At 51.8% G+C, this 25,218-nt stretch carries 30 protein-coding genes and 1 tRNA gene; 7 read left to right on the forward strand and 24 right to left on the reverse strand.

What is annotated here, in order from left to right; all coding sequences use genetic code 11:
* Positions 1-74 precede the first annotated feature (74 nt).
* The 4 genes from ZBT109_RS08135 to ZBT109_RS08150 all read left to right on the forward strand — a co-directional run bounded on the left by ZBT109_RS08135 (position 75) and on the right by ZBT109_RS08150 (position 6,888).
* Complete coding sequence (locus ZBT109_RS08135; protein WP_027705950.1) at positions 75-824, forward strand: fimbria/pilus periplasmic chaperone; 750 nt, start codon at positions 75-77, stop codon at positions 822-824.
* 87 nt (positions 825-911) lie between these two features.
* Positions 912-3,518, forward strand: a complete 2,607-nt coding sequence (locus tag ZBT109_RS08140) for a fimbria/pilus outer membrane usher protein (protein ID WP_120185354.1) — start codon at positions 912-914, stop codon at positions 3,516-3,518.
* Positions 3,519-3,627: 109 nt separating this feature from the next.
* On the forward strand, positions 3,628-4,614 hold the full coding sequence (locus ZBT109_RS08145; protein WP_051524142.1) for a fimbrial protein: 987 nt from the start codon (positions 3,628-3,630) through the stop codon (positions 4,612-4,614).
* A 582-nt stretch (positions 4,615-5,196) separates the two neighbouring features.
* Positions 5,197-6,888, forward strand: a complete 1,692-nt coding sequence (locus ZBT109_RS08150) for a methyl-accepting chemotaxis protein (protein ID WP_051524143.1) — start codon at positions 5,197-5,199, stop codon at positions 6,886-6,888.
* Positions 6,889-6,963: 75 nt separating this feature from the next.
* Here the strand turns inward: ZBT109_RS08150 and ZBT109_RS08155 are convergent, their stop codons facing one another.
* Positions 6,964-7,719: an SDR family NAD(P)-dependent oxidoreductase gene (locus tag ZBT109_RS08155; RefSeq protein WP_027705951.1), complete on the reverse strand. Its 756-nt coding sequence runs from the start codon at positions 7,717-7,719 to the stop codon at positions 6,964-6,966.
* Positions 7,720-8,141: 422 nt separating this feature from the next.
* On the opposite strand from ZBT109_RS08155, the gene ZBT109_RS08160 reads away from it, so the two are divergent.
* The 3 genes from ZBT109_RS08160 to ZBT109_RS08170 all read left to right on the forward strand — a co-directional run bounded on the left by ZBT109_RS08160 (position 8,142) and on the right by ZBT109_RS08170 (position 10,344).
* Positions 8,142-8,741 carry a hypothetical protein gene (locus tag ZBT109_RS08160; RefSeq protein WP_027705952.1) on the forward strand — a complete coding sequence of 200 codons (600 nt, stop codon included), beginning with the start codon at positions 8,142-8,144 and terminating at the stop codon, positions 8,739-8,741.
* Between the two features lie 89 nt (positions 8,742-8,830).
* Positions 8,831-8,914: transfer RNA gene (locus tag ZBT109_RS08165), tRNA-Leu, on the forward strand.
* Positions 8,915-9,075: 161 nt separating this feature from the next.
* Positions 9,076-10,344: a tyrosine-type recombinase/integrase gene (locus ZBT109_RS08170; RefSeq protein WP_038279277.1), complete on the forward strand. Its 1,269-nt coding sequence runs from the start codon at positions 9,076-9,078 to the stop codon at positions 10,342-10,344.
* Between the two features lie 449 nt (positions 10,345-10,793).
* Here ZBT109_RS08170 and ZBT109_RS08175 read toward each other — a convergent pair whose 3' ends face one another.
* The 23 genes from ZBT109_RS08175 to ZBT109_RS08285 form a co-directional block, all read right to left on the reverse strand.
* On the reverse strand, positions 10,794-11,126 hold the full coding sequence (locus ZBT109_RS08175) for a DUF6378 domain-containing protein (protein WP_051524172.1): 333 nt from the start codon (positions 11,124-11,126) through the stop codon (positions 10,794-10,796).
* A gap of 220 nt (positions 11,127-11,346) precedes the next feature.
* The gene (locus ZBT109_RS08180; RefSeq protein ID WP_027705953.1) at positions 11,347-11,685 is read right to left on the reverse strand and encodes a hypothetical protein; all 339 of its coding nucleotides are present in this window, start codon (positions 11,683-11,685) and stop codon (positions 11,347-11,349) included.
* Positions 11,686-11,728: 43 nt separating this feature from the next.
* Positions 11,729-12,577 (reverse strand): DNA adenine methylase, encoded by an 849-nt coding sequence (locus tag ZBT109_RS08185; RefSeq protein ID WP_027705954.1) that lies wholly within the window; start codon positions 12,575-12,577, stop codon positions 11,729-11,731.
* 4 nt (positions 12,578-12,581) lie between these two features.
* A complete protein-coding gene (locus ZBT109_RS14035) occupies positions 12,582-13,022 on the reverse strand; it encodes a MazG-like family protein (RefSeq protein ID WP_051524144.1) in 441 nt (146 codons plus the stop codon).
* 349 nt (positions 13,023-13,371) lie between these two features.
* A complete protein-coding gene (locus ZBT109_RS08200; RefSeq protein ID WP_027705957.1) occupies positions 13,372-13,743 on the reverse strand; it encodes a hypothetical protein in 372 nt (123 codons plus the stop codon).
* 42 nt (positions 13,744-13,785) lie between these two features.
* Entirely contained in the window at positions 13,786-14,151 is a 366-nt protein-coding gene (locus tag ZBT109_RS08205) for a hypothetical protein (RefSeq protein ID WP_145984505.1), read from the reverse strand.
* Positions 14,152-14,155: 4 nt separating this feature from the next.
* Complete coding sequence (locus ZBT109_RS08210) at positions 14,156-14,419, reverse strand: hypothetical protein (protein WP_027705959.1); 264 nt, start codon at positions 14,417-14,419, stop codon at positions 14,156-14,158.
* An 82-nt stretch (positions 14,420-14,501) separates the two neighbouring features.
* Entirely contained in the window at positions 14,502-14,858 is a 357-nt protein-coding gene (locus tag ZBT109_RS08215; RefSeq protein WP_027705960.1) for a hypothetical protein, read from the reverse strand.
* Positions 14,858-15,811, reverse strand: a complete 954-nt coding sequence (locus ZBT109_RS08220) for a recombination-associated protein RdgC (protein WP_027705961.1) — start codon at positions 15,809-15,811, stop codon at positions 14,858-14,860. Before ZBT109_RS08220 ends, ZBT109_RS08215 begins: the two co-directional genes overlap by 1 nt.
* A 9-nt stretch (positions 15,812-15,820) precedes the next feature.
* On the reverse strand, positions 15,821-16,366 hold the full coding sequence (ssb, locus tag ZBT109_RS08225) for a single-stranded DNA-binding protein (protein ID WP_027705962.1): 546 nt from the start codon (positions 16,364-16,366) through the stop codon (positions 15,821-15,823).
* A gap of 10 nt (positions 16,367-16,376) precedes the next feature.
* Complete coding sequence (gene recT, locus ZBT109_RS08230; protein WP_084261900.1) at positions 16,377-17,168, reverse strand: recombination protein RecT; 792 nt, start codon at positions 17,166-17,168, stop codon at positions 16,377-16,379.
* Positions 17,165-17,995, reverse strand: coding sequence for a PD-(D/E)XK nuclease-like domain-containing protein (locus ZBT109_RS08235; protein WP_197714330.1), 831 nt, complete (start codon positions 17,993-17,995; stop codon positions 17,165-17,167). The genes recT and ZBT109_RS08235 overlap by 4 nt, the downstream gene beginning before the upstream one ends.
* A gap of 64 nt (positions 17,996-18,059) precedes the next feature.
* A complete protein-coding gene (locus ZBT109_RS08240; RefSeq protein ID WP_027705964.1) occupies positions 18,060-18,302 on the reverse strand; it encodes a hypothetical protein in 243 nt (80 codons plus the stop codon).
* 160 nt (positions 18,303-18,462) lie between these two features.
* Positions 18,463-18,819, reverse strand: a complete 357-nt coding sequence (locus ZBT109_RS08245; protein WP_027705965.1) for a hypothetical protein — start codon at positions 18,817-18,819, stop codon at positions 18,463-18,465.
* Positions 18,820-18,828: 9 nt separating this feature from the next.
* Complete coding sequence (locus tag ZBT109_RS08250) at positions 18,829-19,047, reverse strand: hypothetical protein (RefSeq protein ID WP_145984506.1); 219 nt, start codon at positions 19,045-19,047, stop codon at positions 18,829-18,831.
* Between the two features lie 57 nt (positions 19,048-19,104).
* Positions 19,105-19,350: a hypothetical protein gene (locus ZBT109_RS08255; protein WP_027705967.1), complete on the reverse strand. Its 246-nt coding sequence runs from the start codon at positions 19,348-19,350 to the stop codon at positions 19,105-19,107.
* Between the two features lie 63 nt (positions 19,351-19,413).
* Entirely contained in the window at positions 19,414-20,520 is a 1,107-nt protein-coding gene (locus ZBT109_RS08260) for a helix-turn-helix domain-containing protein (protein WP_027705968.1), read from the reverse strand.
* Positions 20,521-20,536: 16 nt separating this feature from the next.
* The gene (locus tag ZBT109_RS13615; protein WP_145984507.1) at positions 20,537-21,229 is read right to left on the reverse strand and encodes a hypothetical protein; all 693 of its coding nucleotides are present in this window, start codon (positions 21,227-21,229) and stop codon (positions 20,537-20,539) included.
* Positions 21,230-21,719: 490 nt separating this feature from the next.
* A complete protein-coding gene (locus ZBT109_RS13855; RefSeq protein WP_156934051.1) occupies positions 21,720-21,965 on the reverse strand; it encodes a hypothetical protein in 246 nt (81 codons plus the stop codon).
* A 264-nt stretch (positions 21,966-22,229) separates the two neighbouring features.
* Complete coding sequence (locus ZBT109_RS08270; protein WP_027705970.1) at positions 22,230-22,682, reverse strand: hypothetical protein; 453 nt, start codon at positions 22,680-22,682, stop codon at positions 22,230-22,232.
* A 117-nt stretch (positions 22,683-22,799) separates the two neighbouring features.
* The gene (locus tag ZBT109_RS08275) at positions 22,800-23,696 is read right to left on the reverse strand and encodes a hypothetical protein (protein ID WP_027705971.1); all 897 of its coding nucleotides are present in this window, start codon (positions 23,694-23,696) and stop codon (positions 22,800-22,802) included.
* Positions 23,697-23,722: 26 nt separating this feature from the next.
* Positions 23,723-24,262 carry a hypothetical protein gene (locus tag ZBT109_RS08280; RefSeq protein ID WP_051524146.1) on the reverse strand — a complete coding sequence of 180 codons (540 nt, stop codon included), beginning with the start codon at positions 24,260-24,262 and terminating at the stop codon, positions 23,723-23,725.
* A 193-nt stretch (positions 24,263-24,455) separates the two neighbouring features.
* Positions 24,456-25,154: an XRE family transcriptional regulator gene (locus ZBT109_RS08285; RefSeq protein WP_027705972.1), complete on the reverse strand. Its 699-nt coding sequence runs from the start codon at positions 25,152-25,154 to the stop codon at positions 24,456-24,458.
* Positions 25,155-25,218: the final 64 nt, after the last annotated feature.

Consider the following 25,218-nt stretch of genomic DNA (forward strand, 5'->3'; position numbering starts at 1 on the left):
TCCTACCCCAGATGACACTGGCGGCCGGACATTATGTTCGGTCGCTACCTTTTCCCTGCGCCATGGTCCATCACATGAAGTGCATACTGAAAACTCTGGCAGCATTCTGCGCGGCGGCGGCCTTCAGCACGTCAGCCGACGCCAGCATCGTCATCGGTGGCACACGTGTCGTCTATAACGAAGGCGCACGTGAAGTTTCCGTACAGCTCGACAACAACGGTGATTTACCGTCGCTGGTACAGTCTTGGATTGATGCCGGCAACTTAGATTCTTCCCCGGAAGACTCCGATGCGCCTTTCGTACTGACGCCGCCGATTGCGCGTGTTAATGCGCACTCAGGGCAAGCTCTGCGCATCGCTTTCACAGGGGCAACGCAGCCACTTCCCCACGACCACGAGTCCGTCTTCTGGCTCAACGTTCTAGATATTCCGCCGGAACCGACAGCCGCTCCGGGTTCGAACAAGAACTTCATCCAGCTGGCCTTCCGCTCCAGAATAAAACTGTTTTATCGCCCTAAAGGGCTGCCCGGCACGGCCAACGATGCGCCCGATGCCCTGCAGTGGAAACAGGGCCGTACGGACAAGGGGGCGCTGGCCATTGTTGCAAGCAACCCGACGCCCTATCACGTCTCCATGATTGCCGTAAACGCCGTTTACGGTCAGAAGAGCACGGATCTGGCGCCTCAGGGCTATATGCTGGCTCCTGGTGAGCAGCACGCCTTCGAACTGCCCAAGGACAGCGGTATTGCGCCTTCGTCAGTCAACTTCTCTGCGATCAATGACTTTGGCGGTCACATTCAGCGGACCAAGCCCATTGCTCAATAATGACAATGCTAACAATACGCATTTGATCATCAATGACTCGCCTGTGAGCCATATCACAGGCCTTTCCCGCGCGTTGCTGGGGGATGCATGAACACCAACAAGGCAATGTTTCCTCTGTCTCGGACAGATAGAGCCGAGGCACAGCAGTATCGTACTGCTGGTTACTCTCGCTACTGCTCCATGGGTCTATTAGGGCTGATGATTCCCCTTGCGCCCGTTCATGCTGCACAGCAGGATTCTGCCGCCACGCCAACCGATACCGAAGCCAGCTTCAACAGCCGCTTCCTGAACGGGAAATCCCGGGGGGAAGACCTGTCCCGTTTCGCCTATGACAACCCCATTCTGGCAGGAACCTACTCGTCCGATACCTATGTCAACGGTCGCTGGCAAGGAACGCACGACTACGTTTTTCGCAACGTGGCAGGCCAAACGAATGCCGAAACCTGCTTCTCGATGACCTTCCTCGAGCAGCTCGGCGTCGACACCGCGCTGCTGCACCCCGCTGCACTCAACGGCAAGCTGCCAGTGCCGGACACCTGCCTCACTATGTCCCAGTGGCTGCCTTCAGCAACAGCCCACTTTGACAGTAGCACATTCCGTATGGACATCAATGTGCCGCAAGCGTTCATGCACCACAATGCGCGCGGCTACGTCAATCCCAAGGTTTGGGATCACGGAATCACGGCCGGTAAGGTGACGTACAACTTCAACGCCTACCAGTCCGACATGACCTCGGCAGGCCAGAAGCAACGCCAACAGGCCGCCTATCTGAGCCTGAATACCGGCTTTAACGTGGGCGACTGGCAGTTCCGCCATGACTCCAGCCTGAGCTGGCAAAACCATGACGGAGCGCACTGGCAGAAAACCGCGACCTACGCCCGTTATCCCGTTCAGCGCCTGCGCGGCCAGCTGACCCTCGGGGATAGCTATACGTCCGGTGAACTGTTCGATTCTGTCGGTTTCCGCGGGTTGCAGCTGGCTACTGATGACCGCATGCTGCCAGATTCTCTCAACGGCTATGCGCCGACTATTCGAGGGGCCGCCGATACCAACGCGCTGGTCGAGGTATACCAGAACGGGCAGCTGATCTATCAAACCAACGTGTCGCAAGGGCCGTTCATCATCGAAGACCTCTACCCCACCGGGTATGGTGGCGACCTTCAGGTCATCATCAACGAGGCCAACGGTCAGAAACGAAGCTTCCGCGTGCCTTACGCTTCCGTTTCCCAGATGCTGCGCCCCGGGATTGGCCGCTACAACGTAACGGTGGGCCAGGTTCGCAACCTGAACAATGTCGACTACCACCCAAACATCATCCAAGCCACGTTCCAGCGCGGCTTGACGAACACGCTGACGGGCTACACCGGAGCTGTCGTCAGTGAAGAATATTCCGCCATTCTGGGCGGTGCTGGCGTTGCGACACCCATTGGGGCGTTTTCACTCGACATCATCCAGTCCAATGCCCGCTTTCTTCACAATGACAACATGACGGGCCAAAGCTACAAGTTGGGCTACAACAAATATGTCCCAAGCACCAACACGAGCTTCACGTTTGCCGCCTATCGCTATTCGACCAGCGGTTACATGAGCCTGAACAACAGCTTTCTGGCTCACGACTACGATCGTCGCCGCCAGAGTACCGATGAAATTGCGCGCCAGCGCAACGAGCTCCAGATCAGTCTCAGCCAAGGCCTGGCAGAGGGCTGGGGATCGCTTTATCTGTCGTCATCGGTCAGCGATTACTGGAATCAGAGCAATCGCACCAAGGAATACCAAGTCGGTTACAACAACAGTATCGGCAACATCAGCTATAGCCTTTCGGCTTTACGCACCCGGGACTCGCTGTCCGAAACGAACACCCATTACTACGTCACCGCCTCAATGCCTATCGGCAACGGAGGCAGCAGCACCTCCATCAACACCACGCTGTCGTACAACGAAGATCAGTACGAGAGCAGTCAGGTGGGTCTGAACGGTACGGCAGGTCGTGACGGTGAGTACAGCTATGCCATTACGGCATCTGATTACCGCACCGGCGGTCAAACGGGCGCCCTGAACGGCCAGTACAACTCGCGCTATTCCAACTTGAATGCGTCTTATAGTCAGGGACGCAACTATCATCAGGCCAGTGTAGGCGCATCAGGCACTATCGTTGCCCACTCGCACGGGCTGACGCTGACCCCGCAGCGCGGCGATACCGTCGCCCTGATCGAAGCGCCCGGCGCGACCGGCGCAATCGTAGGCAACACTAGCGGTATCCGCATCAACGATAGCGGCTATGCGGTAGTGCCCTACGTCACGCCATATCGCTTGAATACGGTTACGCTTGACCCACGCGATATGTCAAACGACGTCGAACTCCAAACCACGACGCGTCAGGTCGCGCCTTACGCAGGGGCTATCGTTAAGGTCAACTATCCGACCCAAACGGGTACGCCCATGCTGATCAAAGTGCATCGTGCTAGTGGCGAGAAATTGCCCTTTGGCACAACGGTCGTTGATGAGCAAAACCAGAACGTCGGCATCGTCGGTCAGGGCAGCCGCGTATTCCTGCGCAGCAGCAAGACGCACGACAGATTGAACGCACGCTGGGGCGACAGCAACAGCGAAACATGCACCTTCGAATTCTCGACCGATAACGCCACATCATCGGCAGGCGGGTATAAGATACTGGAGGCACAGTGTGAAGAGTAATCGACACATAGCGGCAGCGCCGTCTCACGTTAATGCCGTATTTCGTGCCCCGGGCCACGTGTTGAAATATGTTTCATGCATCGGGGCTGCAGCAGCCTTATGCACCTTGATGTCCCCTTCTCCGGCACAGGCACGCCCGGGCCAGAGTTATGGCTACGGCTGTAACGCCACGCTGGATCAACCTCAAGACATCAAGATGAACCTCGGGCGCATCGTACTGCGCCCCGATATGGCACCGGGTACGGTCATCAGCTCGAAGCAGTTTCCCATTGCCTATGAATGGGTGGCTGAATGTGCGGGACGAGGCTCAATGATTGGTGTGCTGTCCAGCAACTATTCGGCAAGCGAGCTGGGCAACAACATCTACAAGACCAATATCCCGGGCATCGGCCTGCGCCTGTATCGTGAAAGCAGAAGCGGGCTGATAAAAACCTACTACCCCCACAGCATTCCTTATTCAGGGCGCACGACTCTGTATCTGGACCCAGGGTTCTTCAGTGTTGAAGTCATTCGCCTGCCAGGACCAACCGGTGCGGGTACGCTGAACCCGGGCCTGTACTCCGTCTACTATGCCAATAACACCGGCCCATCCAAGCCAGTGCTGACCTCGCACGTCTACGGTGACGGCATTACCATCGTCAACTCCACGTGCTCGATAGACGCGGGTTCACGCGATATCACCGTCGATATGGGCACCGTATCACGCAAAGAATTCACGGGGGTAGGCAGCACCCTCAATGAAAGAAACTTCAATATTCGCCTCAACTGCGTTGGCGGCAATGAATCACAGTGGTCTCAGAAACGCGGCGATGTGAGCCTCGCTTTCAGCTACTCGCCCAATTCGACGTGGGGTAATCAAGGCGTTATACAACCCGAGCAGGGCCAGAGTGCTGCACAGGGAGTGGGCATTCAGCTACTGACCGACAAGGAAAACATGCCGGTCAAGAACGGTGACTATGTGTATGCCGGTCGCCTCTCCGCTTTCGCTAATGCCACGATCGATGTCCCCATGAAGGCCCGCTACTATCAGACAGATAGTAAGGTAAGCGGCGGCAGCATATCGGCACTGGCCACGTTTACCGTTGTATATCAATAAGCACTTATCCTTGGAAGCCTATATGACCTTAATAAAGGCACTATGGGCTTCCAAGGCCTCTTTTAACCTTTCACTATCCTGCTACTGATGATTCTCGCTACTGTAATGAATCATCACACACATGCCTCTCTTTTTATATTCCCTTTCAGATGATATTCCTTTTCAGAAACCTAATAGTAAGGCCACCCGCGATTATTATCACGACGGTTATGTCACGTTTCTCTCCACATTCAAATAACCCACACGGTAGGAATGGCACGCATACAGGCGGCGCAATTACACCTTAATACAGGTGCGACATTATTGCCCTATTGCTGTTAATTCCCTACAAAATACCCAAGAATACACCTGTATATATATCTATATTTCTAAATTTCCACACTTTCCAAATGGTGACTAGCAGTAACCCTTTACATACCTCACATCTTCGATATGCTCTGCGGCCACATGGCAACCCATTGTTTTGAAGCCACTTATTGACACGCCATACGACGTTACGCAATGTAACATTAATATAAAGTTAGCCAGCCTATCGCCGTTACAACCTGCTCATCCCCTACATTATCAACGGCGTGCAATGTTATGAAAAACATCAGACTCAGCCACTTAATCGGTGTAGCCCTCTCCGTTATCCTGCTCCTGTTTATCGGTATGGTTACGCTCTCCATTTCCAACTTCAGCAATCTCAACGAGTCTCGTAAGGCAAGCGAGTACGAGTCGGATATGCTTCAGCAGCTCACCGAAGGCGTATCGCAACTGCGCTACTCTCGCGGCATGATCTCAAGAGCGGATGCCTCCCTTCGTCGAGGGGATAAGGTCGCTTTCGAACGTGACTATCAGTTCGCCAACGACGCGCTTCATACCTACGAGCAGAAGATTGAGGTCTATCTTGGCCGAGCTCAGCGTAGCGCAGAAGCTGCCACGCTTGATGAAGCCATGATGCAGACCTTCAACGAGTATGTCGAAAACGTCATCAATCAAGGGCTGCTAGCAGCGCGCAGCGGCGACGAAAATCTGATGACAAAGGTGTCTGAAAGCGAAAATGCCATCAACAAGCGAGCAGAAGTCGCCTTCATTAAGGTCATGGACTACCGCAACAGGATGGTTCAGGAGCGCAATGATCATGTGAATTCGCAGATCAACCATGCGCTATTCATCACGATCTCCGCACTGGTGCTGGCCGCGATCATCGTTGGCCTGATTTACTTCATTTTCCGCCGCTCCGTGCTGTCCCCACTGCTGCGTGCACGTCAGCACTTTGAGCGTATTGCTGAAGGTAATCTTGCCGCACCTATTGAGGATATGGGCAAGAACGAGATCGGAGCCCTCTTCCATACGCTTAAGAATATGCAGGAAGAGCTGAAGGTCATTGTTGCTCGCGTTCGTGACGGCGGTTTGGTCATTCTTGATGGTGCTCGTGAAATCGCACGAGGCAACACCGACCTTTCCAGCCGCACCGAACAGCAAGCCGCCGCGCTTGAAGAAACGGCGTCCAGCATCGAAGAGTTCACCTCGACGGTGCGCCAGAACGCGTCCAATGCAGATAGAGCGCGAGAAATCACGCGAGAAGCCTCATGCATCACAGAACGAGGCGGTAAGGAAATGCAAGATGTGGTCAGCAGCATGAAAGAGATTTCAGCGACCGCAAACGAGATTTTCTCCATCATCGAGCTGATCGACGGCATTGCCTTCCAGACCAATATCCTCGCACTGAACGCTTCCGTAGAAGCCGCACGTGCAGGCGAACACGGACGAGGCTTTGCCGTGGTCGCTGGCGAAGTACGCAGTCTGGCTAACCGCTCGGCTAATGCATCCGGTGAGATCAAAGGATTGATCGAAAGCGTCAGCAAACGCATTCATCAGGGTAGCGATGTTGCCACCCATGCAGGCAAGACTATCCAAGATGCCGTAGTGCGCATTCGTGAAGCCGACCAGTTCGTCGATGAAATCGCCACTGCGTCCATTGAGCAGCGCCAGGGCATTGAGCAGATCAATACGGCCATCACAGAAATGGATGCGGTGACCCAGCAGAACGCAGCACTGGTCGAAGAATCTGCCGCATCGGCCACCTCTCTCGAAGGTCAGTCCAACAATTTGGTGGCGCTGGTGGAACGCTTCAACGTAGGCAGCCAGTCTTCCCGTCACCACAGCAGCGTTCCTACGGCAGGCACCTCAAGTACTCGCGCGCAGCCGACCAACACTCGAAAGGAACGCACCGTATCAACGTCATCACGCCCCGATGCTTCACAGAGCGATGATTGGGAAACATTCTGATCCATATCCGTAAATGACAGGCACTAAAAAAGCCGCCCCGAAGGGCGGCTTTTTTTGATGTGTCACACAGAACAGTCAGACGATTTTCGGCTGACCGTTGGATGCAGTGGCACCACCATCAGTAGCGATGTTAGCCCCGTTGATGAAGCTGGCGAGCGGGCTGGACAAGAAGACGATAACGTTTGCGATCTCTTCCGGTTCAGCAGCACGGCCCAGTGCAATACGTTCGTTGAACTTGTCACGAACGTCCTGCGGCCAACCATTGGTCATGTTGGTTTTGATCAGACTCGGGCATACTGCATTGATGCGTACGCCTTCGCCACCGTGGTCAAGCGCCATAGCACGCGTCAGGTTGACAACGGCACCTTTGGCTGCGCAGTAGAATGCAGCACCCCAGTCACCGCCCAAACCAGAAACGGAAGCCGTATTGACGATGTTGCCTTTGCTTTTCAGCAGGTACGGCATCGCGAATTTGGAGCAGAACACAACGCCGTCGATATCGACACCGGCAATCTTGCGCCAATCTTCGACAGTGCAGTCCAGCACGGTACCCGGAACGTGTACGCCTGCGTTATTGACCAGCACGTCAATGCGACCATAGCGTTTTGCAATGTCGTCCATCATCGCTTTAACAGCGTCGGGATTGGATACGTCGATATGAACGGCTTCGGCACGGTCACGGCCCAGAGACTCTGCCACTTTATCAGCAGATTTATCATCCCAGTCAGCCAGAATGACGCGAGCACCGCATTCAACGTAACGACGCGCTGTGGCTGCACCCACACCGTTGCCACCACCAGTAACGATAACGACTTTATCTTTAAGATCCATTGTTGTAGGCCTTTAGTCTAGTAATTAAGTATGTCTATTCTCTTTCGTTAAGAACCGAGAATCCCTGTAGAGTTCAATTACAATACTATCCTACTACGCTAAAAGCACAAGTATTACCGTCAAGGAACTATCTAATATACTAATCGGAAATTAAAAATAACCATATATAACAGTAAATCATAAAAAATTTTCGCATAAATTTAATAATCCTTTAAGGGGTATGCTGTTGTTTTTTGACAAAATGACCTAACTATCACCTTATTTAGCCGCTTTTAGCTGCAATATTTGTCTTTCTTACTGTTCAAGTGAGTTTTAACGAAGCCGATATAGCCAACTGTGCTTGTGCACCTTTGGCACGCCTTCGCCCCAGAGCTGGCCCCCGGTGCATCCCTTCTCATTCTTGTCCTGAGGTCACTTACCCCATGTCATTCTCGACCAAAGCAACTGCACTAGCGGGCCTATCCCTGCTGATGGCCCTGTCTGGCTGCTCCTCCGCTCCATTGAAAGGCTGGACCACGGAAAAGAGCGTCGACTCGTTTTATGGCAACACGGCATGCAATATCCGTTACTTGGATCCTTACCGTAACCCCGAGCTGAGCATGGGAACTCGGTACTATCCCTTCATCATTCGCACTGCGGACGGAAAAATGCTGTTCGGCATCGAAAACAACAAAAACGAGCCCGTCGGTGACGTTCTGGTAAAAATTGACAGCAACCCACCTATCCGTATCAGTCAGTCAGAAACGGAAGTGCAGGAAGGCGTGTCCTATCAGATGCCGCTGGCCGCTGCACGACAGAATGCCGATACGCAAGAGCTACTTCGCTACGCCCGTGTACTGCAAAGCCCTATAACCACGGCTTCGGAAGAAAGCTCTCGTCGCATCATCAACCAGATCCGTATCGGTGATGTATTGCGCATCCGCGTTATCGGTCTGGGCGTCAATGGATCATCCAGCATCGCCGAGGGCGAGTACCCCATTGATACCAATTTGATTCGTTCCTACGGCCGCTGTGGTCTGTGATACCCAAAGGGGTTGCCAAAGCGCCGTCAAATCGCCATAATGCGGGTCGCTTCACAGGTCGTTAGCCATATCGGCCTGCCTGAGCTGCCGCCGAGCTGGTGGAATTGGTAGACACGCAGGTTTTAGGTACCTGTGCCTATGGTGTGTGGGTTCGAGTCCCACGCTCGGCACCATTTCCTATCCTCTGGATAGCCCTGATTAAGCCCGAAGTCGCTAACCATGCAGACTTCGGGCTTTTTTCATTCCTCCACATTGCCCCTCACTGCCCCCATTACCCTTCCCGTTTATGTATACCCACGTGTACACTTGTACAGACATACAGGGGTAGGTGTACATGAAACGATCTCAAATCAAACGACGCCCTTTGGCCGACACAGTTCTTGCCTCTCTCGAACCCGAAGAGAGGGACTACCGAGAGCTGGACGGGAACGGTCTGTATTTCCGGGTCAAAAAGAATGGCGCAAAGAGCTGGAACCTTCGATATAAAAAAGCTGATGGGAAATGGTCTTGGCTAGGTCTCGGGGGATTTCCTGCCGTATCAGGTAAAGCCGCTCGGCAGAAAGCACAAGAGCTTCAACAGATGGCAAGCGATGGCATCGACCTGTCAAGTTATCGACAGGAACAGAACGCATCGGCCAAACAGGTGTACACGTTCGCCCAGTCAGCAGAAACATGGTTCGAGCGTAAACAACAACGCGGTCTATCTAAAGGCACCCTCCGGCAGATGCGCTTGTATCTTGATCGCGACATCTTGCCAGCGCTAGGAAACAAAGACATCACAGCCATTACTCGTGGTGACTGCGCGGGTGTACAAGCAGCCATCGAATCACGCAATGCTCACGTGATTGCAGGAAAGGTTCGACGATGGGTCTCTCAAATATTCTCTGAGGCAATCGCACGTGGCCGATGCGAGCTGAACCCCGCATCAGAACTACGCCATATTGCAGAATCAGGGCCACGCACACAGAACTACCCTCACCTGCTGGAGCACGAACTGCCAGACTTTTTGAAAGAACTCCGGAATGGCACTGCAAGGATGAGATTTCTGACTACTGCTGCGTTACGCATGGTGCTGATGACGGCTAGTCGCCCCGGAATGGTCCGGCATGCGGAATGGAAGGAGATAGACCTTTCTCGAGGCCTATGGACGATAGATAAGCAGAAAATGAAAATGAGGAGGGACTTCGTATGCCCCCTGCCACGTCAGATAGTTGAAACGCTGCGGGAGGTCTACGAATTAAGCAATCGATCGCGCTATGTCTTTCCAGGCATTGGCCACGTCAACTCAATGATGAGCGAAAACACGATCAACAAGGCCATCGCGACGATCGGCTACAAGGGAAGGATGGTGGGACACGGCTCCAGACATACCGCATCGACACTGCTGCGAGAGCATGGTTGGAATCGTGACTATGTGGAGATGCAGCTAGCTCACGTTGAGCCCGGCACTGCTGGCGTCTACAACAAGGCTGCATACGTAGATCAGCGCACGGCAATGATGCAGTGGTATGCAGACTATTTAGACGCTTTAGAGGAAGGGTTGTCAGAGGCAAGAAAAAGAAGGTTTGACGATGCGGTGAACGTAGTGCCCTATCCACTGTGAGAAAGAGCTCGTTCCATAATCGCTTCGCTATACGCATAGATATCAGCCAAGCGAAAACGCACAGGAGCCGTACGTCCGGGACTTTCCTTGAAGCCCTTTGGGCAATCAGGGTCACTGCTCCTGCGCCTGTCGAACTCCGAGATGCTCAGGCCGCAAATAGACGCGGCCTCTTTCTTACTCACCTGTACGTATCGTGGATCAATCCACTGATTAGCTTTCATCTGTTACTCCAATACAAAAAGCCCGCGCAGGGCGGGCCATAGGCATAAAAAAAGACGCTCAAGGCGTCTGGTGTTCATTCCAACTTTTTAGCGCTTCAGCGTCGCTTCCTTTACATCCTCCTCGCCGCCCGCAACTACATACCAAGCATGCTAATCGCGCCTTATCTATTGGGCGAGAAAGATATCGATATACAGGAATCGAACCGCATATTTTGCATGCCTTCTTCATCATGTCCGCTCCTTTGCTGCCGCTTCGCCAGCAAGCCCTGCGCAGGCTGCTAGGTCTTCGTAGTTATCAAGCCGGAAGTCGCCCTGCGTTGCTCGCGCGATCTTGAGGCAACACATGAACAGGTGGCCCTGCTCTTCGGTCATTTCGATGCCTGTCAGCTCGCGGAACGCGCCCACGACTTTGCCCATGCTGCGCTCACCGCTGGGAGCATCGTATGTCGCGGCTCGGTCCTGCATGTGCCCCAGTGCGGCGCTGACGATGCTTGGCGCGGTTATGGCAGGTTTATCGGATTTCGATAAACTCCCTACATCTGGCCGTTGCTGCTCGATCATTGCACTATCCTTTGTTGGTTTTGGTGGCGGGGGCTTAAATGAATGACGCTCCCGCCTCTTTCGCCTAAGCACTTCTTTTTCTAGGTCAGCCGCTGCTTTCGGCTTCCCTTCAACGGCAGCCGCAAATGCGAAGGAGGCGGCCAAGGAAAGCGCGGCGTACCCGACCACCTTCAGGGCTTCAATCATGCTTGCGCCCCTCTTCTCAGCATTCTTGCTGCACTCATAGCCTCTCCAGCCTCCATGCCGCCGCCCTGCATTCTTCTAAGCTCTTGCTATCAAATAGCGCCACAGCCTCGCCGTTGTGCCGCCGTGCATAGACGCTGTAGAACTCCCGCTGCACATCGTCCGGCATACAGCCCAGCGGCCATGACTCGACGCCGCCTACGAGCCCTATCGCTGAAGGCTCCATAGAGCACTCGCGTATTTCAAGCCGCGCCGCTTGGTGACGACCAAATACCCGCCGATATGTGCGCTCTGCTCGCTTCATGCCGCTAGGCTGCCGATGCCTCATTAGGCTGTCGATCTGCGGCCGCCAGTAATCGCTCTCGAATATGATCACGCTCACCTCCTGCCAATAAAAAGCGCCACCCGATTGGATGACGCTATGCGAACATGTCTTGCTGCCGTTGGTGTCTAGCTGTTCTTGGCGATAGCCATAAGCACTCTGTTCTAGATACCGTCCCTGCGTTTGATGAGGCCTGCACATCCAGCGTTGCAAGACTCCACCCTTTTAGGATGTCCCTATAAAGCTCGCTGTCATACCCGCTTAGCACCACATAACCGTCTAGCCGAGTCAGTGCCTCTAGCAGATCCTCATGATCATGATCAGCCATCTCATGCCGGTATGTTGAGCCAACGGTATTCCTTGTCTCATGCACGTAGGGCGGATCAACGTAGTGCAACGCCTTTTCGCGATCGTGACGCTGCAGGATCTCGAGTGCTGGACGGCTCTCGATGAGCACACCTTGCAGGCGATCCGTGAACTCAGAAATGGCGCTCTGGTAGCCAACCCACGTGCCTGCAATACGGCCTCGGGGGCAGTTCTCGCCGGTAAAGGTTCGAAAGCCACACGTCTTGGCCGTTGCTGCCGCCGACCCGAATCCCGATGCCGCACGAAAGAGAGTACGACGGGCTTGCTCTATAGGGTCGCTGCAGGGCTCGCCCGCTAGTTCGAACTCGTCACGAGCATAAGGGGTAAGGCGGCACAGGCGCGCAAGGCGCTGCGCCTGCCATGAGTTACGTAGCACTCGGAAAACGTTGACGATGCTGCCGTCTAAGTCGTTGTATACCTCATGCTTCACCCGAGGGGCGCGCATGAGTACCCCCGCACTGCCACCAAAGGCCTCGGTATATACCTCGTAACTCGATACGGGAGGAAAGTGCGAGATTATCCACGGCGCCAGTCTGAACTTTCCGCCGTGGTAGCGCATGACGGGTGAGGTTACGGCCATGCCATCACTCCTTCACGAACACGCCGTCGACCATCTTCCCCTTGCGGTCCTTGATCTCTTGCCATGCGTGCTGGCGACACTGGTCAAACGTGACGCCGCACATGTGTGCGAGGATCGTCAGCACTACAGATGCGTCACCGATACCATCTACCAGCCCTTCGTGATTATCATCTGTTAGCGCCAGCTGGATCTCGCCCACTTCTTCTTCCAGCTTTTCGAACTGGGTTTCGAGGGTCGCCTTATCGAAGATGCCGCGCTCCTGCGCCCAGTGGATGACGTTCTGTTCCATGCTTTCCGTCGGCTTACTACTGCTGACGTCGACAATGCGGCCCTTGCCATCTACTGATCGGCTATTCAGGGCATCGCTGACCAGCGCGGCCCAGTCTTCCTGCGGGTATTGAGTGCGAATGCGTACGGTGATTTCGTGCTCTGCTGTTTGCTTCATTGCTTGCTCCAGATATGAAAAAACCGCCGAGTGGCGGTTGGTATGATTCGGTATTGATCAGGCCCGGCGTGTTTTATTGGGTCACTTTGCTTTAATAGCTCGGCGCTTCTTGGGGCTGGTTATCAAGCGCTTTTTGTCCTCAATGTACTCTGCGACCCCTTTCTGATGATCGGCGCTTGACCACGGGTAGCGATACACATCTACGAAAACCTTGGGCCAGTCGGGGCTAGGGTCATTGCGCTGAAGCCGCTTCATAAACTGGCGCGTACGCTTCGCAAACCGATAGGCTTCACTTTTTGATGGCATGGGGTACAGGCCCTCGCATGCCTCGACACACCATAGGGTCGTGTCAGCCATTGTGCCGTTCCTCCTGTGCATTGCCGCGCTTTTTAAATGCGAGATATCGTTTATTGCTATCGCTGATCAGTGATTCTTTCGAAGTGCCTGCCCAGTTATCTCCGCAATCAAATGATAAGAAACAACGCACAGGCGGGATGCCCTTAGTAAACTCAAGCTCTCCGATCTCGACGCTTATAGATGCAGTGAGTTTCATTTTGTCTATGCCATCTGGCATCACCTCTGGCACATGGCGTGCAAGCTGGTCCGCCGCTAGCTCACTAACGGCCCATTCAATTATTTGGGAGAGGGCGTTAGAACTAAATTCGGGAATGACTTTGCCAAAACGCTGGCGAAGAAGTTCTATTTTCTGCTCATCCGTCATGGTTTTCTCCGGGCAAAAAGATACCGCCGATCGGCGGTGGTGTTAGTTGGCAGTATCAGCGGGCGGGCGTATCACGGGGCCCCACTCAATGCTCTCATCCCATTTTCCTAAAAACATGTCGCAGTCATGTCCAGTTATCGCAAACACTGCCTCGTCGTTTTGTGTGCAGTACTTTTTGACTTTGGCTACAACCCACTCATCACCAATTTTTATCCAGCGATACTGCCCGCTTTTTAGCGGCTCATTCGGATCGCTCAGCGCGGCATCAGCGCGAACATACTCGGCGTAGTCGCGCCCGGTGTCTTTGACTACATGCTCACCGCCCGGGCACGGCGCAGTTATGTAGAATTGGGAAGGATCGACGGTATCTAGATCTGTAGGCGTGAGGATCGCGATCCGCTCAGGCATTTGTTCAGTCCTCATCATTGCTCTCCAGCTCACGGTCAATGCGCTCGATCTCGGCGGCAATAAGAGCAGCGGCGCTCTTTAAATTGTCTAAATATTGCTGGTTATTGCGACATCCAAACAAAGGGAAAAGATGACCTACTGCTGCGATGATTTTCTTGTCAGCTCCTGCCAAAGGAAATCCGAACTTTGCACAGAACGCAGCCGACTTGAGCGCAGCCTCAGTTAAAAGCTGATCTGGCTGGGGATTGATTTCGGTTGAGCGGGTCATGGCCTCTGTCCCGGTAGGTAGGTGGGTTCGTAGTCAGGAAGGTGCGGCACCAGCGGCACCTTGTTGGGAGGGTTGCCAATCATCACGGCCGCTCTTCAAGAGAGTTACGCCAGTCATAGCCTGCGGGGATGGCAATGGCCTCTCTCTCGCCGCCTATTAAAAGATCACCCATCCACATGTCAGGCCACTTAACAGGCTTTTCGGTATAGAAAAACCACCATTTCCTATGACTGATATCATCCAACGCAAGGTGAGTGGCACTTTCTGGCGCGTCTTTCCATGAAGGCTTGTTTAGCAGGCGTTTACGCTCTGCTAGCCAGTCCTGCTGCAAGAAGCTGCCGTACGCGAACATATCCTTGAACACCATTGAGAGGTTAAGCGCCTCTGGCCATGTCTCACACTCAGCTGCTAGTCTTGTCAGTAGCTCTTGTCTGGTCATCAACCGTCCTCTTGCATCGTGAGGCTAAACGCACTGGCCGCTGCTGCGTCCTGCTCGCCACCCAGCCAACCGACAAGCTGTTGCACAGCCGAGGTGAGCGCACCGGCCATCAGCACCAGATCGGTTTCCGTACGCATGATGGGGTCGCCTTCGTCTTCTACGTCGTTGGCTTCATCTAGTAGGGCGTCATCGAATGCGAGCGACTTAAGCGTCATGTCTTCGTGCAGCGTCATTCCCAGTACGCCCTCAATCTGTATGGACAGCTTGCTGACAGTTCGTCCTGCACTAATCGCTGCTTGTATCTCTTCGCCATCCACGTCCATCTTTCTGGCGCGGATCACGCCATCATCGTTACCGCGCAGCTCTGCCATGTCGCCGACTACTAGACCATTAGGCCGAGCACCGGCATCACGCACCCATGCAGTCATGACGCGGCTAATGGGCTCACGTACGGCCAGCGGCGTCACTTTCAACGCCCCTAGCGACTGGCGCAGGGCATCCAGTACCGTCTCAGCGCGTTTTGCCGATGCGCAGTTGATGCCTATCAATTGGTTTTTGGTGTCCCACCACAGATCTGTCACCGTCGTGCGCGCAAAGGCCTGCGGCAACAGCTCCTCAATGAGCGATTCCTTGAGTGCCTGACGTTCGCGGCGGCGGGGTGGAAAACCCTGTTTTGCTTCCTGCTCTGCACAGCGCTCTTCCAGTTCTTCCTTGATGACGCTGGAGGGCAGCATGCGCTGTTGCTCTGCTAAGCGGATGAGGCGCTGCCCACCGACTTCGTGAGCCAGTACGTCGCTGTTACGACCCGCTGGCGCTGTCCAGCCATAGCGCCGTGCTTCGTGAGGACCGACCGTCTGAAAGCGGTGTTCAGCTAGTGCAGATAACAAAACGCCCAGCGGAATGGGCTGGGCGTCATGTACGCGGTACAAATAGATATTGCGGAACCAAGACATGCAAACCTCCTAGAATGGAATCTCATCGTTAAAATCGTCGAAACCCTGCGGCGCGCCGTGTTGGGGCGCTGCGGTGCCGCCACTCTGCTGTGCATACTGATTAGGCTGCTGGGGCTGATATTGCTGCGGTTGTTGGGCTTGCTGGGGCCGCTGCTGATTCTGCTGCACGGGTTGTTGAGGTTGGTAGCCGCCTTGCTGGCCCTGCTGCTGACCACCGTTCCGGCTATCCAGCATCTGCAGATCGTTGATGACCACCTCGGTCGAATAACGATCCGTGCCGTCCTGAGCCTGCCACTTGCGCGTCTGTAGCTTGCCTTCGACGTAAACCTTGCTGCCTTTGTGGACGTACTGCTGGATGATCTCGGCCAGCTTGTTGAAGGCGACGCACTTGATCCACTCGGTGCGCTCCTGCTTCTGACCAGTGTTCTTGTCCGTCCACGATTCGCTGACTGCGATTGAGAAGTTCGCCACCGGATTGCCCGATGGCAGGAACCGGATGTCGGGGTCTTGCCCCAAGTTGCCAATGGCAACGACCTTATTGACTCCGCGTGCCATACACGCCTCCTTAGTGCTCTGCGACGGTGTAATCACCATCGAAAACGTTGTTGTCCTGCACTCCCTCCTCGGCCTGCTCATCAAGGCTTACAGCTCGCTGCATCTCCACGCTGACTGGCAGGTACTTGAACAAGCGGCGAATGGCGGTCTTCTTCGCCATTTCTTCGTAGTGATCGCGCCACGGCCCAGAGCCTCCGGCTTTGGAGGACTTGCGAACAGCGTCAACGTCTTCTTTCCACATGACTTCGATCTGATGACCACCGCCAACCAGCTTGGCAACGGCGTACACGGCAATCATCGGGCCGCGCTCGCCTCGGGCAGGAACGTGGCGCAGGTTTTCGTTCAGCCCGTATTCGAAATTAAACTCGTCGTTCTCGTGCACGGTATGCGCCTGCAGTGACACCATCTGGCCTGAACGACGCGCTAAGTCGATCATGCCTCGGTAACCGATGATGAACTGAGCTTGCTTTCCATAAGGGACCAGATACGCATGTCCAAGCGCACCGCCTAGCTCAAGACCAAGCTGGGCCGACTGCACAATGGAGCCAAATAGCCCGATCGGGTCACACTCTTTCAGCTTCGGCGTCTTGTTAATCTCCGTCAGCGCGATACGCATGATGCGCTCAGGTGTAACGTGCTTTGGAAGCGCTCGAGCGATCTGTGTCTTGAATCGATCGTCTTTCAGCATGCCCTGTATCGTGCTAGGCATTGGCTTTTTCTGAGGGGTATTGCCGCTGGCCTGCTGTAGCTGCTGTGCCAACTGATCCTGCTGCGGCGCTTGTTGCTGTACTGTATTCGTCATGCTCTTTCTCCTTTCGTTGCCCACCACGGCAGGCTCAATGACTCAATTCCCTGCCAGTTGCCCGATGCCTTGCACTCGGCGTACTGCGCCATGTCGTCTTGGTATTCTGCTCGGCCTGCCGCAACAGCATCGGTGTCTAATTGGAAGATGCGCACCGGATAGCGGCCACACTCAATGGAGGTCGAGAACGCGAGGAATAGAAAGCCATTTGGCCTCATACCGAAATGCTCGGCATACCCATCGCTATAGAAAGCGTCCTGTACGTGATAGCGGAACTCGTATACCGACTTGGCAAACTTGTTGATGTCTGCCGTCGTCTTGAGGTCAACAATCCATCCATACTGCGACAGCGTCTTATCGGGGCGGCACCGGCACATCTCGCCGGTCATCGTGTCACGCCAGTAGATGGACGCCTCTGCGTCGCCCTGTGCTTCCATGATCTGCCGCGCCAGTGGGTGAGCCATTACGCTTTCGCGGATCAGCTTTACCTTCTGACCCTCGGCATGGGTAAGCGCTGTCCTACCCTCAAGACCTGCCTCAAACTCAGCCCACTTATCTTTGCCCGCCTTGGTGTTCTTGAGGGCATCCGGACCGATGGCGTATTCCTCATCAAAACGCCACGGCTCAAGCAGAATGGCATGACAGGCATCGCCGATATTGAGTGCCGTCTTCTTTTCTGGATCTTCTGGTGCATTGCGCGACCACTGAAGAAGCGCTGGCGACTTATGCAGCAAGTCAAGCTGCGACTTGCTGATAGCGGCACTACGGTGATACCGCTCGTTTGATATGTCCGTGTAATAACCGGGCTGGATATCTTCCTGTGTCATACGTTATGCTTCCCTAGATTCATGAGCGTGAATCATCCGGCGGCTACCGCAAATAGCCGCCATCTCATTTCTCCCGCTTCCGGATGAAGCCTTTCACGTCTCCGCTGTACGTCTTACCTTTCCAGCGAAAGCGGTTCCGGCTAGGCCAGTAATCCAAGCGCCCCCCGTTCAGATCGCGCGACCAATGCCACTCGGTGTGCTTTGTCCATCCTTCGGGATCGGCGCTCTGCAGATTGCTTTCCCGCCGTCTCCTAGACTCTTCCTTCATTGCCGCCTTGAACTCGTCCCAAGGAACCATTTCAGTCATTGCTACACTCCTGCTCGCCCCAATGCGCTCCGGCGTTGAACATCAGCATCACAAACACGCCAGCAAGCCACCCCACGGCTAACCACTGCCACCACGTCATAACCCGACTCCGAAAAGTACGATCACCACTGCGGCTGTCCACAGTGACCAAAACCAACGCTCACACATAGCGGCGCGTCACTTCTTCCTGCGCTTCCTGACTGACCGTGTCGTAGATGAACTGGTCAAGCGCTGCCAGTGCCTTGCGTGCACGCTCGCGGCCATCCGATCGCCCTAGCTGCTCTGCTTTTAATGCAAGGTGCAGATCAGCCAGTAGCGGCTGTAAATCAGCCGGATCGGTGTGTTCGTCCAGCGCTTCGGTGATCGCCTTGCGGCTGCGTTCGTGATGATCGACGTTCGTCATCTGGTCGATCGTGTCGTCCACCTGACGCTGCCAGTTGTCTGATGCAATCCATGCAGCTTCTCGCTGCCCCTGCGCTAGATCGCAGCGCGCTTCGTATGATCGTGCGACGTTCATGCCGCCTCCTTACGCTTTCTCAACCAGATACGGGAATCGGATGTTGTCGGCTTCGTGAAGCTCTTTGCGGGCCTTCCACTGACGTGCCCGCACCTCATTGCGCGGCAGCTCAGCAAGCGCCCTCTCCTGCGCCTGCTTCTCCAGCAACACGGCGGTTCGGTGAACGATGGCCTGTGCATCAGCACTACGTGCCAGCGTGGGATCGTTGAGCATATCCATTGGCCTCATGGCTTCCTCCGGACATAAAAAAACCGCCAGATGGCGGTGGTAGTTGCTTCGATTGGGTCAGGCGCTCATCACTCCGCACTGCACGACCAGATCAATTGGCCCTATGACAGGCCCGTCGACCTTGCAGCCCTTCCAGCGGGTTGCGAGCGCATGGGCCACGTAGTCCAGACACTCATCGTTATCGTCGATGCCGAAGTGCTTAGCGTTTGCCGCCTTCAATACATCGACGTCATCCGGCGTGGCGTCCACAACGTACATATCAGCCGTGGCCGGTACGTCCTCCCAGAAGATCAGTGCTTTCATCTATCTCTCCAACAAAAAAGCCCACACAGAGGTGGGCACGTTTGAGCAAGCAATTCAGCATAACTATCGTACTAATTGAAGCGATAGTTTCTTGTCACTGGTTATGGGATGTAGTGAGTTATTGATATCTTTTTTCAATAGACCTTGAACTAAAGTGTCCCACTCATCTACAGGCAAGTGCAAACCATCGGTTTTGTTTTTTTCTTTGAATAGAAACATCATTATTTTGTTCCAGATAATAGAAGTTTCTCGATCAGTGGGATTAGGCTCATTTCTTCTATACCCCCGAACACTAATCTCTTTGCATAAAGCCCGATACTTCCAGTCAGAAACTATTCCAAGTTGATAGCATCTTCTTGCCAAAGCCGCAACGGAAACACGCCACCTTTTTTTAGCTTCTATCAAATGGTCTATATTTCTAACTATAGGGAGGTTATCTAGTATGTCATCCCTAGGCATTAAAAATGCTGATGCAAATTGGTCTGCCTCTGCTTCTACTTTCTTCGTATTGCACGTACAGTCTTTTTCCCCAGTACCTGAATCACCGCCATGCAAATGTAGAACCAAATGGGCCAGTTCATGCGCCAAATTAAAACGACTCCTTTCAGCACTTTTAGAATTATTTATCATAATGTATGGCTGATTCCTCACATAAAATGAAAACCCATCTACAGCCACATTATCTTCGTCAAGGGACATCAGCCTAATCCCTTTGTTTTCTAGAAGTTTTATTAAGTTTGGTATAGGCCTATTACCAATACCCCACAAACTCCTTAAAGAGGAAGCTGCGACCTCTGGATTTTGGTTTTCATCTCGTAAATCTGGCAAATTCACTGGAGGAAGGCTAAAAATATTTATCATCCATGAGTTTATATATATAGCCAGATCACCCGCTCTTTTTGTCCTTTTTCTATCTCTTGCCGTAGAAGACGACAAATCTCTAAAACTTACATTTTCTTCAGATAAAACATCTTCAGGCCCACTAACAAAAAACTCAAGCGGATACCCAAGTACCTTAGAAAAGGTACTGATAAGCTCCGATTCTGGGCAATGTTTTTCTTTAATTATTCTTGTTAGATGCTCTGCTGATATATTAACAGACTCAGCAAGCTGTTTTTTTGTCAACCCCCTTCTTTCTCTTGCAATTTCTAAGCTTTTGGTAGAAAACATATTTTAAACTCTCCAACTACAAGATTCCAATATCTGGTTCATCGATTTCATCATCGAAAGAATCATCTATCGTTATTTGTTTATCAGAACCACCAAAATCACCTAGATCTGAATTTACAACTAATCTGGCATGAAAACCCTTATAATAACCGCTAAAAATTTTTGGTAAAGATAATTCTACATTTACAGTACCCTCATCATCAAAAGATGAACACAATAGCCATAGTTGAGGAGGAAACATATCACGTGTGTGAAACTGCAGTGTATCCAACAAACTTATTGTTTGTGGTCCTCGTTTAGAAATATTTCTTGGCGAAGATTCTGGGTTACATGCTTCATCAACATTTTGGTATAAAATAATGATGTTATGATGTTTAGAAAAACAATATGCTAGATTTCCATCATGCTTTATGTTCCAGCCATGCCGTAATAGAACACGGTTTAGCTCTTCCATGCCTTTTTCATGAGCCTGTCGCATTGCTACGTGTGACTGAGCAAGAGAACTTACTGTACCAGCTTGCGTAGCGGCCGCAGTTACAACAAGAACCAGCTCATCAACAATATTATCAGTTAAACCAAAATGCTCTTTCAGTATCGTTTCGACCTTTTGCTTTTCTGTTACAAAAGATGCTCTTTCGCCCTTTTTTAGGCCCGATAACTGGATGTGATCATCAGCATTTGGAGAATAAAGACTACGACTCGACTGCACAGCACCTCTCCTATCTCTTTTGCTTGACATCAATTTTATGGGTCTACATTGTAGGTCCAAAAAATTGATGTGGCAACATAGAGATCAAGGAGTGATCTCCTTTCTAAATTAGAAACCAAGCTATTCGTGATTGGCCCATCAGCGACACCTCTCATAGCACCCTTCAAGACCAATCCGAATGCGCCCTCATTGAAGGCGCTGGCCGCTGTTACCTTCCCCACCTGCGGCTGGGGTATTCATTCACGCCAGCCCCTCACTCTCTCAAAGCCTACGGGATGACGTGGTAATCCATTGTTAAAGAGCTGCCGATGGGTGACTCCCCGATCGACAACGACAGTATCACGATTTGTGTTTTATCTGTCAACCACGTTTTGTGATATTTGTAGAGGCGCATCCGCATGCCTTTGAAATAAAAAGACTGGCTGTATTTTTGAAGCACAAAAAAGCCCAGCGCTTGGCTGGGCTTGGAGGTAACGGCTTAAGAATGCGCTTACTGGCTAGGGTCTCGTATGCGGATATCGTCAAGCCACCACGAGGTTGTCCCAATCTCATTGTGCAACTCAACGTACATTTTGTACCTGACTACAGCGCCGTATTTGTTCTGTGCGTCTACGTATGAAATTACTGCATGCTTGCACTGCCCTTTGCTACGCACCAGTACATCGCTATCGGAGTACGATGGAAACTGTGCGGTCGTTGGCGAGATCAGCTCTCTCTGCGCAAACTGATTGGCCATATGAAACGCAGACTCTTTATCGTTGCACTTCTGCTCGGGAGTCAGCGGCGGTGCAGGCACGTTGGGATGATCGTCAAGCCAGTTAATTAACCAAACGGCCCCTACAAAAAACAGTAAGGCTTTCACTATCCATGGAGTCTTCTTTTTTGGAGCGGCTGCTATGGATTGCCGAACCCTAGGAGCCCCACAATGAGGACACGAGAAGGCCTCGCTGCTTAACGTGCCGCCACACTCCCTGCATTCAATTAAAGCCATGCCGTAGTCTCAGATTGGTTCATCGTTGAGAGAGAAAACTCTCTTTGCAGCTTTGCTGCCATTATGGTTTTTAAACCAGACCACATCGCCGCTAGGCATAACAATCGAAACGTTTTTGTCCGAAGTGATTCTATCAAGCAGTAGCTTTCTTCCCGCAGCCGTTTCTGGGAAAAAAATTAGGCTATTGGAGTTCGTGCACATCATGATGATACTTACCCGAGTGTCTTGAATTATGACAGGCGCGCCCGGCATAGGATTTTCTTTTTCTATGTCGTCGCAGTCTGCTGAATTCTTGACAACAACAGACGGCAACCCTTTGTAATCAGGCCCTTTACTGACGGCAAGAATCAAGCCCCCAGTAGTATCATCAAGATGTGCCTCTTTCCCCACAAGCTTCCATTCAGCGGCACAAGCCCCGCCCGCCAGCGCCATCAGCGCCGCACCTACGATCAGTCGTTTCATACTCCCTCCTTTTGGGCCATTGTATCAGGAGGTAAAGGTGGCAAGGGCTGGACTTTTGTGCAGGTGTAAAAAAGCCACTAAGCGGCCATAGGATGGAATTAGAAGTAATTCTAACTATCAACCTTCTCTTTTTGTGCCTGCTACAAATATAGTTCCTGAAAGCGATGACTTATAAATATCTTCATCAAGGAATCTAAGTAATTTTTTCAACCCTCTTTTGTCATCAGGAAAAACAAGCCGGCATTCACCATTTTCATTTTCTGAAAATTCTATATCTACCTTTAGCTCTTTTGCCTGCTTTTTTAACACATCAGCGCCAAGGTCTTTTATTCGCCCTTCTTTTAATATATATGCTATTTTTCTTCGACACCAATTATCAACAATATCGTTGTCCCCTACTTCTCTCTTCTCATATTCCATAAACATTTCATCACTAAAGAAGTTTTCTACATCTTTTTCTGTTGCTTCTTTAAAGTAGATGTCCATATCGAACAGTCGCCGAACAGTATGCAGGCTTCTAAAAAACAAGCTTATATTATCTTTACTTTGGGTTATGTCTTTATTTTCAAGAACAGCGACAATTTTTGTATCTATAGAAAAGGCTGTTTTTTTCATCAAGCCGAATGATTTATTACCATGAAGAAAAGCGCACTTATTACTTATAATTTGCCTTTTATCAAAAATTTGTAATCCAACTCTAATTTCGTTATTTGTTTTTACTCCAAAAAACAGACCTTTAATTTCCATAAAATCTTCTTGAGTAGGAACCCATGACTGCACGCCGGCAGGGCTTTTTACCGCATTCATGATTCCATCTAGATCCTCAAATTCCTTTATTTCAAATATTTCGTGATCTTCCGGTCTATAACGAGCATCTAAGGGATAGCAGTCTTCATAGCTCATAAATCTTTCTAGCTGGACATCAGCCTCGTCCTTGAGAGCGTTCTGTGCATCTCTGTGCAAAGCCACTTTTCTTATTCTAGGCGCAGACTCTGTAAGAGCGAAAAGTTCCATCTAATACCTCCTATTACACAAGATTTTTAATCTTTTGCCATTACCACCGTATATCTCGTAGCGTAAGCTATATTGTTTATCTGGTTAACATTTACAATATTTTCCCTTGTTATAAGAAGCAAAGAGCCTCCTGTATCTATTGTTATTTCGTAAAATTTGTACCCAAATATTGAAAGCATAGGGTTGGAATAAAATGATTTTGACACAAATATAAACAAAAAAAACATTAACGAAAAAAACACTGCTATGCCTATTTCAATAAATTCTGACGTTGCGCTTATAAGAGGCATTAGATAAGAAACAAAATATCCAGATATTTCTTTATCTGCGGGCTTAAAGCTTGTTACTGATATGGGTTCAGAGTGAGTTTTTTTGCTAACAAAATCTAAACAAGCAACACAAATGAAAGCCAATAAAATAGCCGACACTATAAGCAAGGCTATTATATAGTAATGATTTTCCCCTTCTTTAGTTTTGTGCCAAACAATAAAAGCATAAGTAAATAATACTGGTGAAATACATGACGCAGTCAATGCAAATTTTGGCAAAATTCCTAAGTTATCCATTTCGGCTCCTTGCTAGCACAGCACTGTACAAAAAAACAGTGTATCATGAAATGGGTGAACGGTTCTGGCCTCAGGCTTAGTCTGACAAAGAGTAGCTGATGTGTATATTTGTATAGAATCAATTGGGCAATATCACAACCCTAGACGTAAAAATCCCCCGGCATGACCGAGGGATGTTTTGCTTTTTCGAGATTTAATGCCAGACAGCTGACGACCAGAACACCCTTCCCAGCACCCTGAAGCCGTCGCCTACCTCCACTTCCTCATCGCCGTAGGATGGGTTGGCGCTGCGTAGCAATACCTTGCCACCCGGCAGCCTCTGTAGGATCTTCACGCGCAGCAGGCCGCCGTGGTCGACCGCATACATCTTGCCATCTACTATAGCCGTCTGGTGCGTGTTGATACCCACTGTGGCGCCATTCGGCAGGATCGGCTCCATAGAGTCGCCCGAGATACGGCAGCATGCTGCGGCGCTAGGCGTAACGTCCGCGCTACGCAGAATCTGTCGATGAAAGCGGATCGGGGCCTTGGACACTTCCGCAACGACGGTTGTGCCGCTGCCTGCTGACAGTTCGACTTCCCCGAAGAACGGCACGTCCACTTCGTCATCTTCTGGCGCTTCACCGTCTACCCACTCGCGCACCGTGCCGCTTTTAAGGGGTGTGGCCGCTCCATCTGCGCCGGTCCACAGCCATGATTCAGACACACCAAGTACCGACGCAAGAATGCGCACATCATTGCTTTTAGGTTCGCGTTTGTCTCTTTCGTAGTTAGAGACACGGCCCTGAGAATCCCAACCGCAAGCCTTTGCAAGCTGAGGCTGCGTCATCCCTTTCGCCTTGCGCGCCTGGGCAATTCTTTCGCCGATAGAGCCTTTTGTAGTGTCTGTCATGTCACTGCTTCTAAAGAAAAATTCACTTTAACGTCATCGTGTGTTTAGCCACGAGAATATTACC

Source organism: Zymobacter palmae, assembly GCF_003610015.1.
Classification (GTDB): Bacteria; Pseudomonadota; Gammaproteobacteria; order Pseudomonadales; family Halomonadaceae; genus Zymobacter; species Zymobacter palmae.

Excerpts from the sequence above, each read along its gene's own strand:
- ZBT109_RS08215 (WP_027705960.1), bottom strand. The coding sequence starts at position 14,858 with ATGACCAGACAAGAGCTACTGACAAGACTAGCAGCTGAGTGTGAGACA.
- recT (WP_084261900.1), bottom strand. The coding sequence starts at position 17,168 with ATGACGAATACAGTACAGCAACAAGCGCCGCAGCAGGATCAGTTGGCA.
- ZBT109_RS08280 (WP_051524146.1), bottom strand. The coding sequence starts at position 24,262 with ATGGATAACTTAGGAATTTTGCCAAAATTTGCATTGACTGCGTCATGT.
- ZBT109_RS13855 (WP_156934051.1), bottom strand. The coding sequence starts at position 21,965 with ATGGCCAATCAGTTTGCGCAGAGAGAGCTGATCTCGCCAACGACCGCA.
- ZBT109_RS08155 (WP_027705951.1), bottom strand. The coding sequence starts at position 7,719 with ATGGATCTTAAAGATAAAGTCGTTATCGTTACTGGTGGTGGCAACGGT.
- ZBT109_RS08235 (WP_197714330.1), bottom strand. The coding sequence starts at position 17,995 with ATGACACAGGAAGATATCCAGCCCGGTTATTACACGGACATATCAAAC.
- ZBT109_RS08275 (WP_027705971.1), bottom strand. The coding sequence starts at position 23,696 with ATGGAACTTTTCGCTCTTACAGAGTCTGCGCCTAGAATAAGAAAAGTG.
- ZBT109_RS08285 (WP_027705972.1), bottom strand. The coding sequence starts at position 25,154 with ATGACAGACACTACAAAAGGCTCTATCGGCGAAAGAATTGCCCAGGCG.
- ZBT109_RS08210 (WP_027705959.1), bottom strand. The coding sequence starts at position 14,419 with ATGACCCGCTCAACCGAAATCAATCCCCAGCCAGATCAGCTTTTAACT.
- ZBT109_RS08270 (WP_027705970.1), bottom strand. The coding sequence starts at position 22,682 with ATGAAACGACTGATCGTAGGTGCGGCGCTGATGGCGCTGGCGGGCGGG.
- ZBT109_RS08170 (WP_038279277.1), top strand. The coding sequence starts at position 9,076 with ATGAAACGATCTCAAATCAAACGACGCCCTTTGGCCGACACAGTTCTT.
- ZBT109_RS08185 (WP_027705954.1), bottom strand. The coding sequence starts at position 12,577 with ATGGCCGTAACCTCACCCGTCATGCGCTACCACGGCGGAAAGTTCAGA.
- ZBT109_RS08205 (WP_145984505.1), bottom strand. The coding sequence starts at position 14,151 with ATGCCTGAGCGGATCGCGATCCTCACGCCTACAGATCTAGATACCGTC.
- ZBT109_RS08150 (WP_051524143.1), top strand. The coding sequence starts at position 5,197 with ATGAAAAACATCAGACTCAGCCACTTAATCGGTGTAGCCCTCTCCGTT.
- ZBT109_RS14035 (WP_051524144.1), bottom strand. The coding sequence starts at position 13,022 with ATGAAGCAAACAGCAGAGCACGAAATCACCGTACGCATTCGCACTCAA.
- ZBT109_RS08255 (WP_027705967.1), bottom strand. The coding sequence starts at position 19,350 with ATGAAAGCACTGATCTTCTGGGAGGACGTACCGGCCACGGCTGATATG.
- ZBT109_RS08250 (WP_145984506.1), bottom strand. The coding sequence starts at position 19,047 with ATGAGGCCAATGGATATGCTCAACGATCCCACGCTGGCACGTAGTGCT.
- ZBT109_RS08140 (WP_120185354.1), top strand. The coding sequence starts at position 912 with ATGAACACCAACAAGGCAATGTTTCCTCTGTCTCGGACAGATAGAGCC.
- ZBT109_RS08175 (WP_051524172.1), bottom strand. The coding sequence starts at position 11,126 with ATGATCGAGCAGCAACGGCCAGATGTAGGGAGTTTATCGAAATCCGAT.
- ZBT109_RS08260 (WP_027705968.1), bottom strand. The coding sequence starts at position 20,520 with ATGTTTTCTACCAAAAGCTTAGAAATTGCAAGAGAAAGAAGGGGGTTG.
- ssb (WP_027705962.1), bottom strand. The coding sequence starts at position 16,366 with ATGGCACGCGGAGTCAATAAGGTCGTTGCCATTGGCAACTTGGGGCAA.
- ZBT109_RS08135 (WP_027705950.1), top strand. The coding sequence starts at position 75 with ATGAAGTGCATACTGAAAACTCTGGCAGCATTCTGCGCGGCGGCGGCC.
- ZBT109_RS08145 (WP_051524142.1), top strand. The coding sequence starts at position 3,628 with ATGTCCCCTTCTCCGGCACAGGCACGCCCGGGCCAGAGTTATGGCTAC.
- ZBT109_RS08160 (WP_027705952.1), top strand. The coding sequence starts at position 8,142 with ATGTCATTCTCGACCAAAGCAACTGCACTAGCGGGCCTATCCCTGCTG.
- ZBT109_RS08240 (WP_027705964.1), bottom strand. The coding sequence starts at position 18,302 with ATGACTGAAATGGTTCCTTGGGACGAGTTCAAGGCGGCAATGAAGGAA.
- ZBT109_RS08200 (WP_027705957.1), bottom strand. The coding sequence starts at position 13,743 with ATGACGGATGAGCAGAAAATAGAACTTCTTCGCCAGCGTTTTGGCAAA.
- ZBT109_RS08220 (WP_027705961.1), bottom strand. The coding sequence starts at position 15,811 with ATGTCTTGGTTCCGCAATATCTATTTGTACCGCGTACATGACGCCCAG.
- ZBT109_RS08245 (WP_027705965.1), bottom strand. The coding sequence starts at position 18,819 with ATGAACGTCGCACGATCATACGAAGCGCGCTGCGATCTAGCGCAGGGG.